This window comes from Lysinibacillus sp. F12 (genome assembly GCF_057773605.1).
The window spans coordinates 264920-279268 of the sequence record NZ_JBYMLP010000001.1 but is presented as its reverse complement, the minus strand read 5'-3'; the positions used below and the strand labels follow the sequence as shown (position 1 = coordinate 279268).

The window sequence follows — 14349 nt, the reverse complement described above, 5'->3', positions numbered from 1 at the left end:
TTCATCTAAAAAAACTGCCCAAAATAGGGTAGTTTAGGCAATTGCCTGTATGATTTCTACTCGATTACCAAAGGGATCTCGGAATTCAAAACGCTCATAATAGGGGATAGGTACAGAGTCTTCTATTTCGATTTGAAGTTCGGCTAGTTTCTTCTTCCAGTAATCAATATCTTCAACTTGATACGCAATATGAGCCTTGGTCGACAATCGATCAAAGCCATCCTCTGTTCCTACATGTATCTCTTGGTGACCAAGCTGTAACCAAAACCCGCCTCTGCCTTTAAGAGAATCGGGTTTTTCTATTTCTTTCAGACCTAAGACACCGCAATAAAAATCTTTCCCTTGATTCTCTGACCCTTTTGGAATAGTAATTTGCACATGATGTAAAGCAATAATCATAGTTAGACCTCCTGTTTCAAATACTTATAGCTAATTATAGATTAATTTCAAAATAGTTGAAATGAAAGGTCGTGTCTACTCTCAGACTGTAGACAAACGCAAAAAATTTGAGAGTTTGCCAACAGTCTTTTTTCTTTTACAATGAAATAAAGTAAAGCCGTTGATTTCCACTACGGGCGGACGCTTTCTGCGGGCGGGGTCGAGCTGCTTCTCTCGCTTCGCTCAGTCCAGGATCTCGACTTTCCCGCTTTTCCCGCAGGAGTCGCCGCCCTTCGTTCCCATCAACTTCTACATAAAGTCTTACTTATTGCAAGTGAAACCATGAAGAATTCTATAGAAATAGCTGAATGAGTGAATAAACTATAGTTTTTTGAATCTATTAAGATCGTACAAACCTTATGGTATAATAATAAAAACGGAATAATAGGATAGAGGTACAAACCAAATTGGGTTTGTTTAAAAGGGAAGATCGGTGGAAATCCGACGCTGTCCCGCAACTGTAAATGGGAGCACATTTCAAGAGACCACTGTTACGCCTTGTAATGGGAAGGTGAAAGGTGTGAAGAACATAAGCCAGGAGACCTGCCTTTATCTAGTACAGCCAAGAAACCTACGCGGATAGGGGGTGTTGAGTGTGACTAGAGAAATTCTCCTGCATGCTCATAGTACGATGATTGCTAAAAAGATAGCTTCTATGAAGAATAGAAAGCTTATTTCCATATGGCAAACATCGTATTATGTCGTGTATTTGTCATAAAAGACATCTTTCTAATGAGGGAAAGATGTCTTTTTTATGTAAATTATTAAAGGAGTGGTCCACATGAATCCACAAGTTGTTGAGTATTATGAAAGTTTATTTAAATTAGAAATTATGCAAGAGCCAAAGCCTTTAAAGGAGCTTGTTGAACAATATGTTGGGCATGATACAGCACATGAGCAATCTATTTTAGCAGCGTACGCGAATGTGATGAAGGAATTAATTGGATAATCAACGTTTGAGGGCTACTTCTTGATGGGGTAGCCTTTTTGATTGTGCATTTGTTGACAACATTTTTGTGGAAGGCGTAAAATTCAATGGCTTATTAATTTTGCAAGCTATGAAAGCAGCGAGAGCAGTGAATTCGCTTACGTGAATATTTTCCCAGAGGTCATTCGAATACTGGCACGTGGGGTAATGGATGGGCAGGCAGTTATGACAAGCAAAATTGCTTTAGAAAATATCGTAGAAAGGCTTTAAAGCATTAATGAAAAATCGAAGTCCGTGTAAAATTCTTGTGAATTTGAGTTTATAAATCTTTCCTAAATCGTAGCTAAACTTGTGTCCACATTTGTTTGGCTATGATTGTTTCATCTTTAAATAGCATAATACCACTAGGAATACATTTGTTTGTCATAAAACCGCCTTTAGGACTTCATTCATATTTCACTTTTACTTTATATAATAAATTTGATATTTATCTTCATTCAGCAACTGTTTGTACTGAAAGTAGTATCAAATACAGATGGTTCCTCCTTCAAAGGGAGTGATGAATGCTTATTAAGTGTTCAAACGCCTACTGAATCAAGATAATGCCTCAATCGGATATCACAGATTTTGAAGAGGAACTTTCCAGCCAAGCTCCTCTTCAAAATCTGGCCGTAGCCTAACGTCAGCGGCCATTACGGTGAGGCGTATTTGATTAAATAGATTGGAGATTAAAAATGAAAAATCTGCTTTATTCAAGGTTTTGGCGTTTGCATTTTTTCGCAGCCCTTTGTATTACGCCATTACTGCTATCTCTCACATTAAGTGGGATTGGTTATTTGTTTTTTACAGATGTAGAAAATCGTTTATATGATGATTATTTTTTTGGCGATAGCCATAAAGAAGAGGTCTTAACAATTGATGAAGCAGTGGAAAAAGCAGAGGCAGCATTTGCAGGTTACACCACTACAAAAGTGATTATGTTGGAAGAGCCTTATAATACGCGTTTAACTTTATCAAATGGGAATGAACAGAAGTATGTATTTTTAGATGATCATTATCAAATGGTTGGTAGTCAGGATGCCAATTATACATTCTCTAATATTATGAGAAATACCCATAGTTCATTATTTATTGGTGGTACATTTGTCAATTATTTAGTAGAACTAGCGGCATGCTGGACAATCTTTTTACTACTATCCGGACTTTATATGACGTTTAAAGGGGATTTATTGAAAAAGCGCAAATCGGAAAATAAACGACAAAAAAGTAAGAGATACCATGCGCTTGTTGGGACAATCATTACTATTCCCATGGTGATGTTCATTGCTACAGGGCTTTTATGGTCTGCTTTTCAAGGTTCCATATTGGCAAATATAGCGTCAGAAAGTCCAACTTTCGGCTACCCATTATTACAGCAAAAGCCACCAACATCCGATGTGTCTGAAATTCCATGGGCAACGCGTCAATTAGAGGCGCCATCATCTGAGGGAGAACATGCACAGCATCACGGTGGGGGGGCTGTCCGTTATACAAACGACAACCAAATGACCATTGCTAATCTTGAAAAAGAAATAACTACCATGAATATTGCCAAACCTTATTCGATTATTTATCCATCAAACGAAGAAGGCGTATTTACAGTGGCAAAGGCCAGTAATTCAGGTATAACAGGACTTGATGTCAAGCCTACAGACGAGGCAACGATGTATTTTGATCAATATAGCGGCAAGTTTATTGATCAGGTTAACTACGAGGATTATGGTATGCTGGCGAAATTCTTTACATGGGGCATTCCTTTACATGAAGGCCATTTGTTTGGCTGGCCAAATAAGCTGTTAAACTTACTGGTATGTTTAGCCTTTTTAGCAGTAATTGTATGGGGGATTCGCACTTGGATTTTACGTAGGAAAAAAGGTGAGCTATCTGCACCACCACAAATTTCACATAAAATCTCACTTCCTTTCGTAATTTTCCTTATTATTTTAGGAATTATTATGCCATTGTTTGGTGCCTCATTGATTGCGGTAGTGTTGATTGAATATTTCATTTTAGGATGGCAAACCAAAAAGAAACTAAGAGCAGAAGAAACTAAATAAAGATAATGGATACGGCACAACCCAAATGTGTCGTATCTTTTTTTGTTGTTTATTTCATTTGGAGTAAGCCGAATACTATGTTGATGCAGAAAATTATTTATAGATTTTTCAGCGCGATTTTATAAAGTTTTAAGATTTGTATGGTACATTGCTATTAGTTTCAGCTTATTGGGGGAATTTAGATGTCGATTAAAACGAGGTTTTTGCTATCTTATGTAGGCGTTATTATGATTGCCATCACGCTTTTACTTGCAGCGGTTTTTCTTTTTTCCTTTGCCATTACAGGTGATGTTAAAGCAATTGAGCATTTTTACAAAAAGTCTTATGTCCAAAAGCCTTTAACAACGGTAGAGGAAAATGCTTTTTTAGATTTGAAATTATTGGCAAAAAAAAATCCCCAGCAGCTTTTAGATATTGAACAGCTACAAACCATAAATGCTCCTTCCATTGAGATTGTTGTGCGGAAAGACCATCAAATTGTTTATGCAACACAACAAGAGCATCAACAACTATTGCTTCAAAGTTTACCAGGTTTTGAAGCGACCAATATTAATTCACGTGACACAATTATGATTAATCAAGCCTTTTATACGTATGTGAAGTTCGATTTTTATTTCCCAGACAAAACAGAAGGGAGTATCTTTGTATTAAGAGAGGTTAGTTCACATGCGGAGGTAACGCGAGAACTGTTACCCATTCTGTTAGGTATCTTATTTGTCTTATTTATGATGATTATCGGTTTACTCAATTATTTAGTGTCTAGAAGTATCATTAACCCAATCACAGCCTTAAAGGAAGGGGCAGAACGGATTAAATCGGGTGATTTAGATTTTGAAATTACATCCCGTTCTAATGATGAAATTGGTCAGCTTAATCGATCGTTTGAGGAAATGAGAGTTAAACTGAAGGAATCTGTACTAATTCAGCTTCAATATGAAGAAAATCGGAAAGAACTGTTATCGAATATCTCCCACGATTTAAAAACGCCAATGACCTCTATTATTGGCTATGTGGAGGGCATTAAAGATGGTGTAGCGAATACTGAACAGAAAATGGATAAATATTTAACAACTATCTATACGAAAGCCAAGGATATGGACGTGTTAATTGATGAATTATTCTTATTCTCGAAATTAGATTTGAAAAAGGTTCCGTTCCAAATGGAAAGTGTCAATCTTCAACAATATATGCATGATTATGTGGAGGATGCTAGCTTTGACTTTATTGCCAGAGATATTCATTTACAATATATATCAGCAGGCTCTTCGCTTTTTGCTATGGTGGACAGGGATAAGCTAAGACGTGTCTTATCCAACTTATTGAGCAACAGTGAAAAATATATGGATAAACCTTATAAGCAAATTATTATTTCCCTACATGAGCGAGTAGATGATGCCATCATTCAAGTTACAGATAATGGTGCGGGAATTGACCCTACTGCATTACCACATATATTTGATCGTTTTTATCGTGCGGAACCTTCTCGAAATTCTCAAACAGGTGGAAGTGGTCTTGGGTTAGCAATTGCCAAACAAATTGTCCTTGAAATGGGTGGCGATATTTGGGCAAAGAGCGAATTAACAAAGGGAACGAGCATTTTCATTTCATTGAAAAAGGATGAGGAAATGGGGGGAAATCATGAAAAAAATATTATTAATTGAAGATGAAGTGAGCATAGCAGAGCTCCAACGAGATTATTTAGAAATTAATGATTATGTGGTAGATATTCAGCATCATGGCGATGAGGGGCTGAAGCAGGCGCTTCATGGCGATTATGATTTAATTATTTTAGATATTATGCTTCCTGGAATGAATGGCTTTGAAATTTGTAAACAAATTCGAGCAGTGAACAATATCCCCATCTTATTTGTGTCGGCTAAAAAAGAGGATATTGATAAAATTCGAGGTCTCGGGTTAGGGGCAGATGATTATATTACTAAGCCTTTTAGTCCTAGTGAGCTTGTGGCAAGGGTCAAGGCGCATATATCTAGATATGAGCGTTTAGCCTCAAACCAACCAACGAACAATATGATGTCTATACATGGCCTTACGATCGATACATCAGCTCGAAAGGTTTTTGTGAATGGTGAAGAAGTGGCCTTTACGACCAAGGAATTTGATTTGCTTGTGTTTTTTGTTAAACATCCAAATCAAGTATTAAGTAAAGAACAATTATATGAGCGGAACTGGGGCTATGAATCCGCTGCGGATGTTTCCACAGTTACCGTGCATATACGAAAGCTTCGTGAAAAAATTGAACGTGATCCAGCACAGCCAAAGTTTTTAGAAACCGTATGGGGTGCAGGTTACCGCTTAAATGTGTAAGACACCGCCTCGTCGTCTTGACGAGGTTTTTTTAATTGAAAATTTTAGACTTTTTTAAGAAATGGTTAATAGGCAATTTAGCAATGAATTATAAACTATACATAGACTGCTAAAATTAAATAGTGAGGGCGGTGAATAGCCAATGAAAAAAATGCAAGCAGCTATGATCGCTTTATCATTTTTATTGCAGGGATGTGCCTCAAATGATACGGAGACCATAAGGCGTGATAAAGGAGGAAATGAGGAAATGGCAACAGATTTGACGAGTCAATTGTTTCAAGCGGTAGAAAAAAGCGATGTAGAATCGCTAAAAAAAGTTATACATGAAAAAGTGAATATCAATGCACAAGACGCAAGCAATCGAACGGCTTTGATGATGGCTACCTACAATCAGGATGTGGAAGCAGTGAAATTACTCATCGATGCAGGTGCGGATGTGAACATCCAGGATGATATGAAAAACACGCCTTTCTTATATGCGGGTGCGGAAGGCTATTTGGATATATTAAAGCTAACGATTCAAGCAGGTGCCGATTCTACGATTGTAAATCGTTATGGTGGAACGGCATTAATTCCAGCATCTGAGCACGGCTACATTCATGTCATTGAGGAATTATTAACTACCACAAACATCGATGTGAATCATGTCAATAATCTGGGATGGACAGCATTAATGGAAGCGATTGTATTAAATAACGGCAACCCTACACAGCAAACGGCCATTCAAATGTTGATTGATCATGGAGCTGATGTCAATATTCCAGATAAAAATAATATGTCACCTTTACAGCACGCAAAACAGAAAGGATTTAAGGAGATTGAAGAAATCCTTGTTGCAGCAGGAGCAAAATAAACGACTAGACTTTAGCCATCGAGAAGCTTCACTCTTGATGGCTTTTATCTCCTCAAAATCGTGATGCAAGTGGCCAACGCTTTGATATTATTACTTCATTGCGTAATCGCTATGTGACTGTGATAACAAGTGAAGGGGAAGAGTTTGTAGCTAATTATGTGCCTTTCCACAAGCAGCTGTTGGAAAATAAGCTCCTCAATTTAGATTACCTGCAGGTCAAACCTTCCCTTCAAACAAGGTGTTACATACCAAGTGTACTCACATTGGGCAGAAATTGATGTAAAGAGCTTTGTTGCAAAAAAATAGCACCATTTACACTGCAATCTGCTAAGGCTATTAATAGTAATTCATTGGAATTGTAATTAACTAATAATCCTAAAACGGATTTATTAGCTGGCAGAAGTGTGGAACTTCGTGGTAATGGTGGCACATTAAAAGCAGATGTAAATTATACGGTGACACCATTAAATAATTGGGCGATAGCGACAAATGTAGTTCTCCAAGGTAAATAAACAGGTGAATTTGTAATTGAACTATGTAGTATACGTTCTCCTATCAAAAAATCTCGTCACAGAGGTGGCGAGATTTTTCTGATTTATAGCCAGCCTTTATCACTAGCAATTTGAGCGGCCTGCTGTCTTGATTCTACTTGTAGCTTTTGAATAGAGGTTGATAAATAATTACGAATGGTGCCTTTTGTTAAAAATAATTGTTTACTGATTTCGTGAGTGGTTAAGCCTTCTTTCACCAGTTGTAGCACGGCAACTTCTCGCTCATTTAAAGGATTTTGCTCTTTCATAAATAAGGTAGCAGCTAAATCTTTACTGACCACCTTTTCACCTTGCATGATTTTGCGAATAGTAGCAATTAAATAATCAATCGGTTCATCTTTCAGTAAGTAGCCATGTACCTCACAATCCATGGCCTTTTGTAAATAGCCTGGGCGTGCAAATGTAGTGACAATCATCACTTTACAGGGCAAGTTGGCCTCTTTAATTTTTTCTGCAAGCTCTAATCCTGACAGATGGGGCATTTCAATATCTACCAGGCAAACATCGGGTAATTCCTGCTGAATGTAGTCCCATGCTTTTTGACCATCTGAAACTTCAGCTATTACTTCAATATCTGGTTCGAAGGACAAAAGGGATGTTAAGGCACCACGTAACATTTGTTGGTCCTCTGCTAGTAAAACTCGTATCATGTTGAGGGCTCCTTTCCATCTTGAATTGGTATGCTGAATATTACGAGAGTGCCTGTCCTTGTACCCCCTTCAAAAAGGGCATAACCTTGCAGAACACGCATTCTTTCTTTCATCGAGTTCATGCCATTACCCAGCCCCTTCTGTTCCAAACCAATCCCATCATCTTGAATGGCAATGGTAAATTGTCTATTTCGACATTCAATCTCTATGTTGCAGTTTTGAGCCTGACTATGCTTCAGCATATTAGTTGTAGCCTCACGTACACATAAAGCTAACATGGTTTCCTCAACACTTGAAAGAACAATTTTTGGACAATGATTGTTAATAGTGGTCGTAATATTCGCACTTTGTAAGAGCTGCTGGCAGTGTAGTAGCTCTGTTTGTAGAGACACAAAATTCATATCCGAAACGAGCTCTCGTACTTGCTTTAAGGCTATACGTGTTGTAGCTAATATGTCATTTAATTCTTGTTTGACACTGGAAGGATCTCGGTCGATAAGTTTAGTGGTCAATTCCGTTTTGATTTTAATCATCGTCAGGGTGTGACCAATCGTGTCATGAAGATCTCTAGCAATGCGCTGTCTTTCCTCTTGTTGAACAAGCTGGGTATTGACATCTGCCAATTCAATTTGTAGGTTTTTCGACTTTTCTACAAAATAAATGAGAACAGGGAATACTAATTGAATGATCATTAAGGGTATTAGTACTTGTGTGTCAACAAGTGCTAGGGAATTTGCGGTCGCCCACAAAATGATTAAAAACATAGCAGCTATACCAAGAATTCCGCTAGCAATATACCATTTTGATTTTGCCCTCCCTAATAAATCGGCAAAGGTAAATCCGAAGATAAGCATGAAGATATCCTCGTAAATAGCAAGGATGGTAATGAGAAGGAAGCCTACAAGTGAGGCAATTAGTAGCTTCCAATCTCGATTCCATAAAGCCATATAGAAGGCGACTAAGTACAAGGCTAAAATAACGATTTTAGCTGTGAAAGGGAGTACAGAATGCGACCATAATACCATGGCAATTAAAACAATTATGGATACAACATCGATGATTAAATAGTGTTTAACTTGTTCTCTGGGATATATTTTTATGGCTTACACCATCCTCTGTTGCTTATTCTTTGTCAGAGCTTGAATCGTTTTTTTACGAACCCATTCCATCGGGCCAATACGGAACTGGTGCTGCCAAAATGTTGCTAGTACTAGCTGTAGACAAGATAGGGCAACCCACATACTTATAATAAAAAGGCTATTTACATGCCCGCCTAAGCCAAGCCCCCAGCCGTAAAAAATAATAGACGCCAGCACGTTTTGCAGGACATAACAGCTCAATGACATTTTGCCGACATTGGCAAACCGTTGCCAAAGCCAATCTAGCTTCTTATATTCTACCAGTTTACCTAAAATTCCAATATAGCCAATGGATAGAATAGGTGCACATAAATAGCGAACAGGTAAATCAAAAAGTCCCCCAGGTATAAAAATTAGCAGATTCAATGGAATACCAATGAATACACCGATTGTAAAAAGCTTTTGTCGAGCTTGATAACCTTTACTTGTTGGTGAAAAAACCTCGTTGCGCATGAATTTGACCCCAAGGATAAATAAAAAAACATTCATCGGGATAATAAATATAGCTTCCGTTCGATAAAATAAAAAGTTTGTCAGGCGATGCTGTACTTGCGCCAGCCATGTACCATTTTCATAGATGGCTGTGACAGTTTCCATCCCATTTAGGGAAACGCTAGCCCCAAGCAATGTAACGACAAAAATAAAAAGAATGAGGAAGACATGAAAACTACCCAAAAGATAGAAAGCCCATGTCATGACTTTGTCGCCTAATCTAATGAGAATAGCCACGATAAATGCCGTAACGGCGTAGCTCATTAAAATATCATATTCCATGACCAGTGTGTAATGAAGTAGTCCTTCCACCCCTAAGAAGACAATGGTCCAAAGATACACGCCAGGCCAAGTATTTCCTCTACGAAGTGCCTGCTGGTATTTTAACTGTAAACCTACCCCAAACATAATCGTTAATAATCCTAGTAACTTGCCGTTTACAAAAAATAGTACTAACATTCGTAAAAAATCATTGAATGACCACCAACCAGAATAATTACTCGTTGTAATATACGATAAATCACCCAGATAAGCAAAAATCCAAATATTGGTTCCGAGGGTCCCTAAGACAGCGAATCCTCTTAGCATATCGATAAAGGGAAGCCTTTGTTGTGTTTGCATAGTTCCATCACTCTTTCTTTGTTTTTCTTATATTCATGATAAGAAAACAGGAGGATAAAACCTATTCACACGAGTCAAAGAATCGTTATGACAGGTGTCATAACAAAAAAACCAGCAACGCTTTGGATGCTGGCTAGATGGTTATTTTGTACAGATATAGATGCGATAATCTAAAATATTATCGTATTTTTCATTCATCATAATATGCTGATTCAAGACATCATACAATGTGGATTCAATCTCCTTGGAAATGTGGAATTCTGGCTTAGAGGAAATATCCTTATTTTTTTGTATGCGAATATCTTGAAACCCTATCTCTTGAAATAATGCAACCCAATCCTTTTTCGTAAAGAGAGCATCAAACCCGTAAAATTGTTGAATATCGTCTGCCAGCTGTGAGGAAAGAAGCGTAGGGATTGTAAATTCAATAGCAATCAAGCGCCCACCTTGTTTTAATAAACGAAAAATCTCTTGCAATGCACGTTGTTTATGAACAAAGGAAAGAACAGATTCAGCAAGCACAAAGTCAAATGCTCCATTGGGGAGTGATGTTTCCTCAATCGAGCCTTGAATGATATTGACTGGTAAACGTGCTTTTTTCATGCGGTGACGTGCCTTTTCTATCATAATGGGATTAATATCGATACCCGTTACATTTGTTGTATAGTAGGAAGCCAAAAAGGCAGCTGTTTGCCCTGTACCACAGCCAACATCTAAAATATGAGAGGTTGGCAGAATACTCTCATTCTTTAGGATTTCCTTTGATAGATTGATGCCACCAGGATGGGCACCACCAACACCAAATTTTGCTAGGAATTGGAGATAATTAGAGTCTTGAATGAAAACCACCTTCTTTTTCATATAGTATGAAAAGAAAACTAGTATGGTTCCCTTACATATGATGAAAAGCTAGAAATCCTATTTTTAAATAGATAATTTTTGATACTTCTTCATACGTCTAATTCCTTCATAGATGATGCACATATACTAGGGGAGAGCTTTTAGATAGGAGGTGTATAAATGCCACATTTTCAGCCGAATTATAGAAGAGGAGTCTATCCTTCAAACAATATGGGAACTTTTGGTCCTCCATTTCGAGGTAGAGCGATGCAACCTAACTATCCACCCAATCGGCAATTTCAAGGTCCTGGTTTAGGAAGATTGCCAGATCATTTACATGCAATCATGGGGCATGCTGGAACGATTACGAATGGCGTAAATATGTTAAGACAGATGGGGGCACTATTAAGTTTATTCAAATAAAAGAAAGAAGCCCTCTTAAGAATGCTTTCTTTAAGAGGGTTTCTATTGCGAACTAATGGGATGGGACAAGTTCTTTTTCGATAATGGAGCGATTTTTCTCTTTAAATAGTTCATTATGAGAGGACACCATTCCATGGCGATAAGCAGTTGGCTCTAAATAAGTTTTAATAGAGTTGACCGCGTTGGCTGCATCTTGGAATGTCCCAAGCAGCAAATTGATTTTTCCTTCAAATGATAAAATATCTCCTGCCGCAAAAATACCAGGCTGTGCTGTTTCACCAGTTGCTTTGCCTTCAAAATAATAATCATCCTTTTTAGGAATAGAAATGGCTTCATCAAACGTGAGGGACGCTTCACAATTATAGCCATGACTAATGATAACCTCGTCAATTTGACGAGTGTAACTTTCCTTCGTTTTCGAATTTTCACATCTCACTAATTGAATAGCGGTTTTATCATCATTCGCTAAAAGCTTTGTAATCGTCGTATTACATTCAATTAGGACCCCTGCATCAATGGCTTCTTTTACAGTTGCTTCATGCGCTGATAATGTATCTTTACGGTAAACCACTGTCACACTTTTAGCAAGGGGGCTCAGTTCTACAGCCCAATCAATGGCCGCATTGCCACCACCAGAAATAAGGATATCCCTATTCACAAAACGTTTATAGGATTGAACGGTATAGTGTAAATTGGACATTTCATATTTCTCAGCACCTTCCAGTGTTAGTTTCTGAGGGTTTATAATACCGCCACCAACCGCTAATAGAACAGTTTTTGAATAATGCCTTTCTCCAGTTGCCGTATGTACAATAAATAGATGTTCTTGTCGTTCAATAAAATCTACTTTTGTGTTTGTTAGAATAGTAGGGTCAAATGTTTTAGCTTGCTGGATCAATTGTTTAACAAATTTCTCGCCTAAAATAGGGGGCTGGCCTCCTATATCCCAAATAAGCTTTTCAGGATAAAGTAATACTTTTCCACCAAGTTGAGATTGGCTCTCTATTAATTTTGTTTTTAATCCTCGTAAACCACTATAAAAGGCGCTATATAAGCCAGCAGGGCCTCCGCCAATAATTGTCACATCATACACATGTTGCATTTTTATTGCCACATCCTTAATTGATAGTAAAAAAGTAATTGACAAAATCTTATCATAAAACTAGACTAATTTTAGTGATAATGATTATCATTTTTAACAGTGCCTATCATAGCATGGAATGAAGTAAAATGAAAGAGAGGGTCCGAATTGCGTTTAGAAGTTGAATCGATTCGTGTTGGTTATGAGAATAAAACGATTGTGCATGACTTATCGCTACAAATTCCAGATGGCAAAATCACAACCATCATTGGTTCAAATGGCTGCGGAAAGTCTACCTTATTAAAGGCCATTACACGAATTTTAAAGCATGAGAGTGGACAGGTCATTCTGGATGGTCAAAATATTTCCAAGATGAACACGAAGGAATTGGCGAAAGAACTTGCGATTTTACCGCAAAGCCCAGAAAGTGCACATGGTTTAACAGTGGAAGAGCTTGTATCCTACGGTCGATTTCCCTATCAAAAGGGCTTTGGCAATTTATCACAGAAAGATAAAGAGGTCATTGACTGGGCTTTACAAGTGACAAAAACAGAAGAATTCCGCTTGCAATCTGTAGACGCTTTATCAGGTGGACAGCGTCAACGAGTGTGGATTGCCATGTCTTTAGCTCAAGAAACCGACATTATATTTTTAGATGAGCCAACAACCTATTTAGACATGGCACATCAATTAGAGGTTTTAGAGTTACTTTACAAGCTAAATGAAGAACAAGGGCGCACGATTGTTATGGTACTCCATGATTTAAATCAAGCGGCACGTTTTTCTGATTATATTGTGGCGCTGTCACAAGGAGAGCTTGTTAAATTTGGAACTGCGGAGGAAGTCATGGTTCCAGAAGTATTAAAAAAAGTGTTTAATATTGATGCTGTAATTGGCAAAGATCCACGAACGAACAAACCAATGTGCATTACATATAACTTATTACAAACCGTTTAAAGGAGAATGAAAGACAATGAAGAAGTGGTTATTACCAATGTTTATGATGCTCGTACTAGTACTTGCAGCGTGCGGCAATAAAGAAGAGAAAATAGAAAAGGCTGATGAAGGCTCGAAAGAAGCGACTTCTGCAGAAACAATTACTTATCAATCTGAAGCAGGACCTATTGAAGTACCAGCAAACCCTAAACGTGTAGTCGTGTTATCTTCATTTGTAGGGGATTTATTACAGCTTGATGTTGATGTTGTCGGTGTAGATGCATGGGCAGCGAAAAATCCGAACTTTGAAGATGCTATTAAAGATGCAGTAGTTGTAGAAAATACAGATATCGAAAAAATTCTTGAGCTAGAGCCAGACTTAATCATTGGTTTAAATGGTATTGAAAATGCTGATAAATTATCAGAAATCGCTCCAACTGTATTATTTACGTATGGGAAAGTAGACTATTTACAGCAATTTATTGAAATCGGTAAAGTGGTCAATAAAGAAAAAGAAGCAACGGCATGGGTAGAAGATTTTAAAGTACGTGCAGCGGAATCTGGTAAAAAAATTAAAGAAAAAATCGGGGAAGATGCAACTGTAACAGTCGCAGAAAACTTTAATAAACAATTTTATATTTATGGCGATAACTGGGGACGCGGAACAGAGATTTTATATCAAGAAATGGGCTTAAAAATGCCTGAGAAAGTTAAAGAAACAGCTTTAGAGCCAGGCTACTATGCTATTTCTCAAGAAGTTTTAGGGGATTATGCAGGGGACTATGTGATCTTCAGTATGTTCCAAGACCAAGATAATTCATTTACAGACGCAGCATGGTTTAAAGACTTAGAAGCAGTGAAAAATGGTCATTTATTTGAAGTGAATGCAAATGCCTTTTATTTCAATGACCCGATTACATTAGAACATCAACTGAAGTTCTTTGAAGAGAAATTTTTACAATAATTAGTAGAGAGT

General features: G+C 37.6%; 15 protein-coding genes and 1 riboswitch. Of the genes, 9 read left to right on the top strand and 6 right to left on the bottom strand.

Going from position 1 to position 14349, the window contains the following annotated elements:
- Positions 1-33: 33 nt before the first annotated feature.
- Entirely contained in the window at positions 34-399 is a 366-nt protein-coding gene (locus AC3CH7_RS01610) for a VOC family protein (protein ID WP_289449177.1), read from the bottom strand.
- Between the two features lie 415 nt (positions 400-814).
- Positions 815-1003: riboswitch (cobalamin riboswitch) on the top strand.
- 30 nt (positions 1004-1033) lie between these two features.
- Between AC3CH7_RS01610 and AC3CH7_RS01605 the strand changes: the two genes are divergently transcribed.
- The 6 genes from AC3CH7_RS01605 (at position 1034) to AC3CH7_RS01580 (ending at position 6640) form a co-directional block, all read left to right on the top strand.
- Positions 1034-1156, top strand: a complete 123-nt coding sequence (locus tag AC3CH7_RS01605) for a hypothetical protein (protein ID WP_258858684.1) — start codon at positions 1034-1036, stop codon at positions 1154-1156.
- A 63-nt stretch (positions 1157-1219) separates the two neighbouring features.
- Positions 1220-1387, top strand: coding sequence for a hypothetical protein (locus tag AC3CH7_RS01600; RefSeq protein WP_012293960.1), 168 nt, complete (start codon positions 1220-1222; stop codon positions 1385-1387).
- Positions 1388-2100: 713 nt separating this feature from the next.
- Positions 2101-3462 carry a PepSY-associated TM helix domain-containing protein gene (locus AC3CH7_RS01595; RefSeq protein ID WP_488381529.1) on the top strand — a complete coding sequence of 454 codons (1362 nt, stop codon included), beginning with the start codon at positions 2101-2103 and terminating at the stop codon, positions 3460-3462.
- Positions 3463-3644: 182 nt separating this feature from the next.
- Positions 3645-5123 carry a sensor histidine kinase gene (locus AC3CH7_RS01590; RefSeq protein ID WP_036161316.1) on the top strand — a complete coding sequence of 493 codons (1479 nt, stop codon included), beginning with the start codon at positions 3645-3647 and terminating at the stop codon, positions 5121-5123.
- Positions 5101-5787 (top strand): response regulator transcription factor, encoded by a 687-nt coding sequence (locus AC3CH7_RS01585; RefSeq protein ID WP_012293963.1) that lies wholly within the window; start codon positions 5101-5103, stop codon positions 5785-5787. Before AC3CH7_RS01590 ends, AC3CH7_RS01585 begins: the two co-directional genes overlap by 23 nt.
- A gap of 142 nt (positions 5788-5929) precedes the next feature.
- Complete coding sequence (locus AC3CH7_RS01580) at positions 5930-6640, top strand: ankyrin repeat domain-containing protein (protein ID WP_080720007.1); 711 nt, start codon at positions 5930-5932, stop codon at positions 6638-6640.
- 595 nt (positions 6641-7235) lie between these two features.
- Here the strand turns inward: AC3CH7_RS01580 and AC3CH7_RS01575 are convergent.
- The 4 genes from AC3CH7_RS01575 to AC3CH7_RS01560 form a co-directional block, all read right to left on the bottom strand.
- Positions 7236-7841, bottom strand: coding sequence for a response regulator transcription factor (locus tag AC3CH7_RS01575; RefSeq protein WP_031419650.1), 606 nt, complete (start codon positions 7839-7841; stop codon positions 7236-7238).
- Positions 7838-8464 (bottom strand): sensor histidine kinase, encoded by a 627-nt coding sequence (locus AC3CH7_RS01570; RefSeq protein ID WP_418936739.1) that lies wholly within the window; start codon positions 8462-8464, stop codon positions 7838-7840. Before AC3CH7_RS01570 ends, AC3CH7_RS01575 begins: the two co-directional genes overlap by 4 nt.
- 480 nt (positions 8465-8944) lie before the next feature.
- Positions 8945-10093: a DUF418 domain-containing protein gene (locus AC3CH7_RS01565; RefSeq protein ID WP_031419651.1), complete on the bottom strand. Its 1149-nt coding sequence runs from the start codon at positions 10091-10093 to the stop codon at positions 8945-8947.
- A gap of 141 nt (positions 10094-10234) precedes the next feature.
- Positions 10235-10942 carry a class I SAM-dependent methyltransferase gene (locus tag AC3CH7_RS01560; protein WP_281486590.1) on the bottom strand — a complete coding sequence of 236 codons (708 nt, stop codon included), beginning with the start codon at positions 10940-10942 and terminating at the stop codon, positions 10235-10237.
- Positions 10943-11113: 171 nt separating this feature from the next.
- On the opposite strand from AC3CH7_RS01560, the gene AC3CH7_RS01555 reads away from it, so the two are divergent.
- Complete coding sequence (locus AC3CH7_RS01555; RefSeq protein ID WP_031419654.1) at positions 11114-11356, top strand: hypothetical protein; 243 nt, start codon at positions 11114-11116, stop codon at positions 11354-11356.
- A 52-nt stretch (positions 11357-11408) separates the two neighbouring features.
- Here AC3CH7_RS01555 and AC3CH7_RS01550 read toward each other — a convergent pair whose 3' ends face one another.
- Entirely contained in the window at positions 11409-12458 is a 1050-nt protein-coding gene (locus tag AC3CH7_RS01550) for an NAD(P)/FAD-dependent oxidoreductase (RefSeq protein WP_012293971.1), read from the bottom strand.
- A gap of 147 nt (positions 12459-12605) precedes the next feature.
- Here AC3CH7_RS01550 and AC3CH7_RS01545 point away from each other — a divergent pair, with 147 nt between their 5' ends.
- Positions 12606-13394, top strand: coding sequence for an ABC transporter ATP-binding protein (locus AC3CH7_RS01545; protein WP_012293972.1), 789 nt, complete (start codon positions 12606-12608; stop codon positions 13392-13394).
- 16 nt (positions 13395-13410) lie between these two features.
- Entirely contained in the window at positions 13411-14337 is a 927-nt protein-coding gene (locus tag AC3CH7_RS01540) for an iron-hydroxamate ABC transporter substrate-binding protein (RefSeq protein WP_031419655.1), read from the top strand.
- The last annotated feature ends 12 nt before the right edge of the window (positions 14338-14349 follow it).

Excerpts from the sequence above, each read along its gene's own strand:
- AC3CH7_RS01555 (WP_031419654.1), top strand. The coding sequence starts at position 11,114 with ATGCCACATTTTCAGCCGAATTATAGAAGAGGAGTCTATCCTTCAAAC.
- AC3CH7_RS01585 (WP_012293963.1), top strand. The coding sequence starts at position 5,101 with ATGAAAAAAATATTATTAATTGAAGATGAAGTGAGCATAGCAGAGCTC.
- AC3CH7_RS01600 (WP_012293960.1), top strand. The coding sequence starts at position 1,220 with ATGAATCCACAAGTTGTTGAGTATTATGAAAGTTTATTTAAATTAGAA.
- AC3CH7_RS01550 (WP_012293971.1), bottom strand. The coding sequence starts at position 12,458 with ATGCAACATGTGTATGATGTGACAATTATTGGCGGAGGCCCTGCTGGC.
- AC3CH7_RS01575 (WP_031419650.1), bottom strand. The coding sequence starts at position 7,841 with ATGATACGAGTTTTACTAGCAGAGGACCAACAAATGTTACGTGGTGCC.
- AC3CH7_RS01540 (WP_031419655.1), top strand. The coding sequence starts at position 13,411 with ATGAAGAAGTGGTTATTACCAATGTTTATGATGCTCGTACTAGTACTT.
- AC3CH7_RS01595 (WP_488381529.1), top strand. The coding sequence starts at position 2,101 with ATGAAAAATCTGCTTTATTCAAGGTTTTGGCGTTTGCATTTTTTCGCA.
- AC3CH7_RS01565 (WP_031419651.1), bottom strand. The coding sequence starts at position 10,093 with ATGCAAACACAACAAAGGCTTCCCTTTATCGATATGCTAAGAGGATTC.
- AC3CH7_RS01610 (WP_289449177.1), bottom strand. The coding sequence starts at position 399 with ATGATTATTGCTTTACATCATGTGCAAATTACTATTCCAAAAGGGTCA.
- AC3CH7_RS01580 (WP_080720007.1), top strand. The coding sequence starts at position 5,930 with ATGAAAAAAATGCAAGCAGCTATGATCGCTTTATCATTTTTATTGCAG.
- AC3CH7_RS01590 (WP_036161316.1), top strand. The coding sequence starts at position 3,645 with ATGTCGATTAAAACGAGGTTTTTGCTATCTTATGTAGGCGTTATTATG.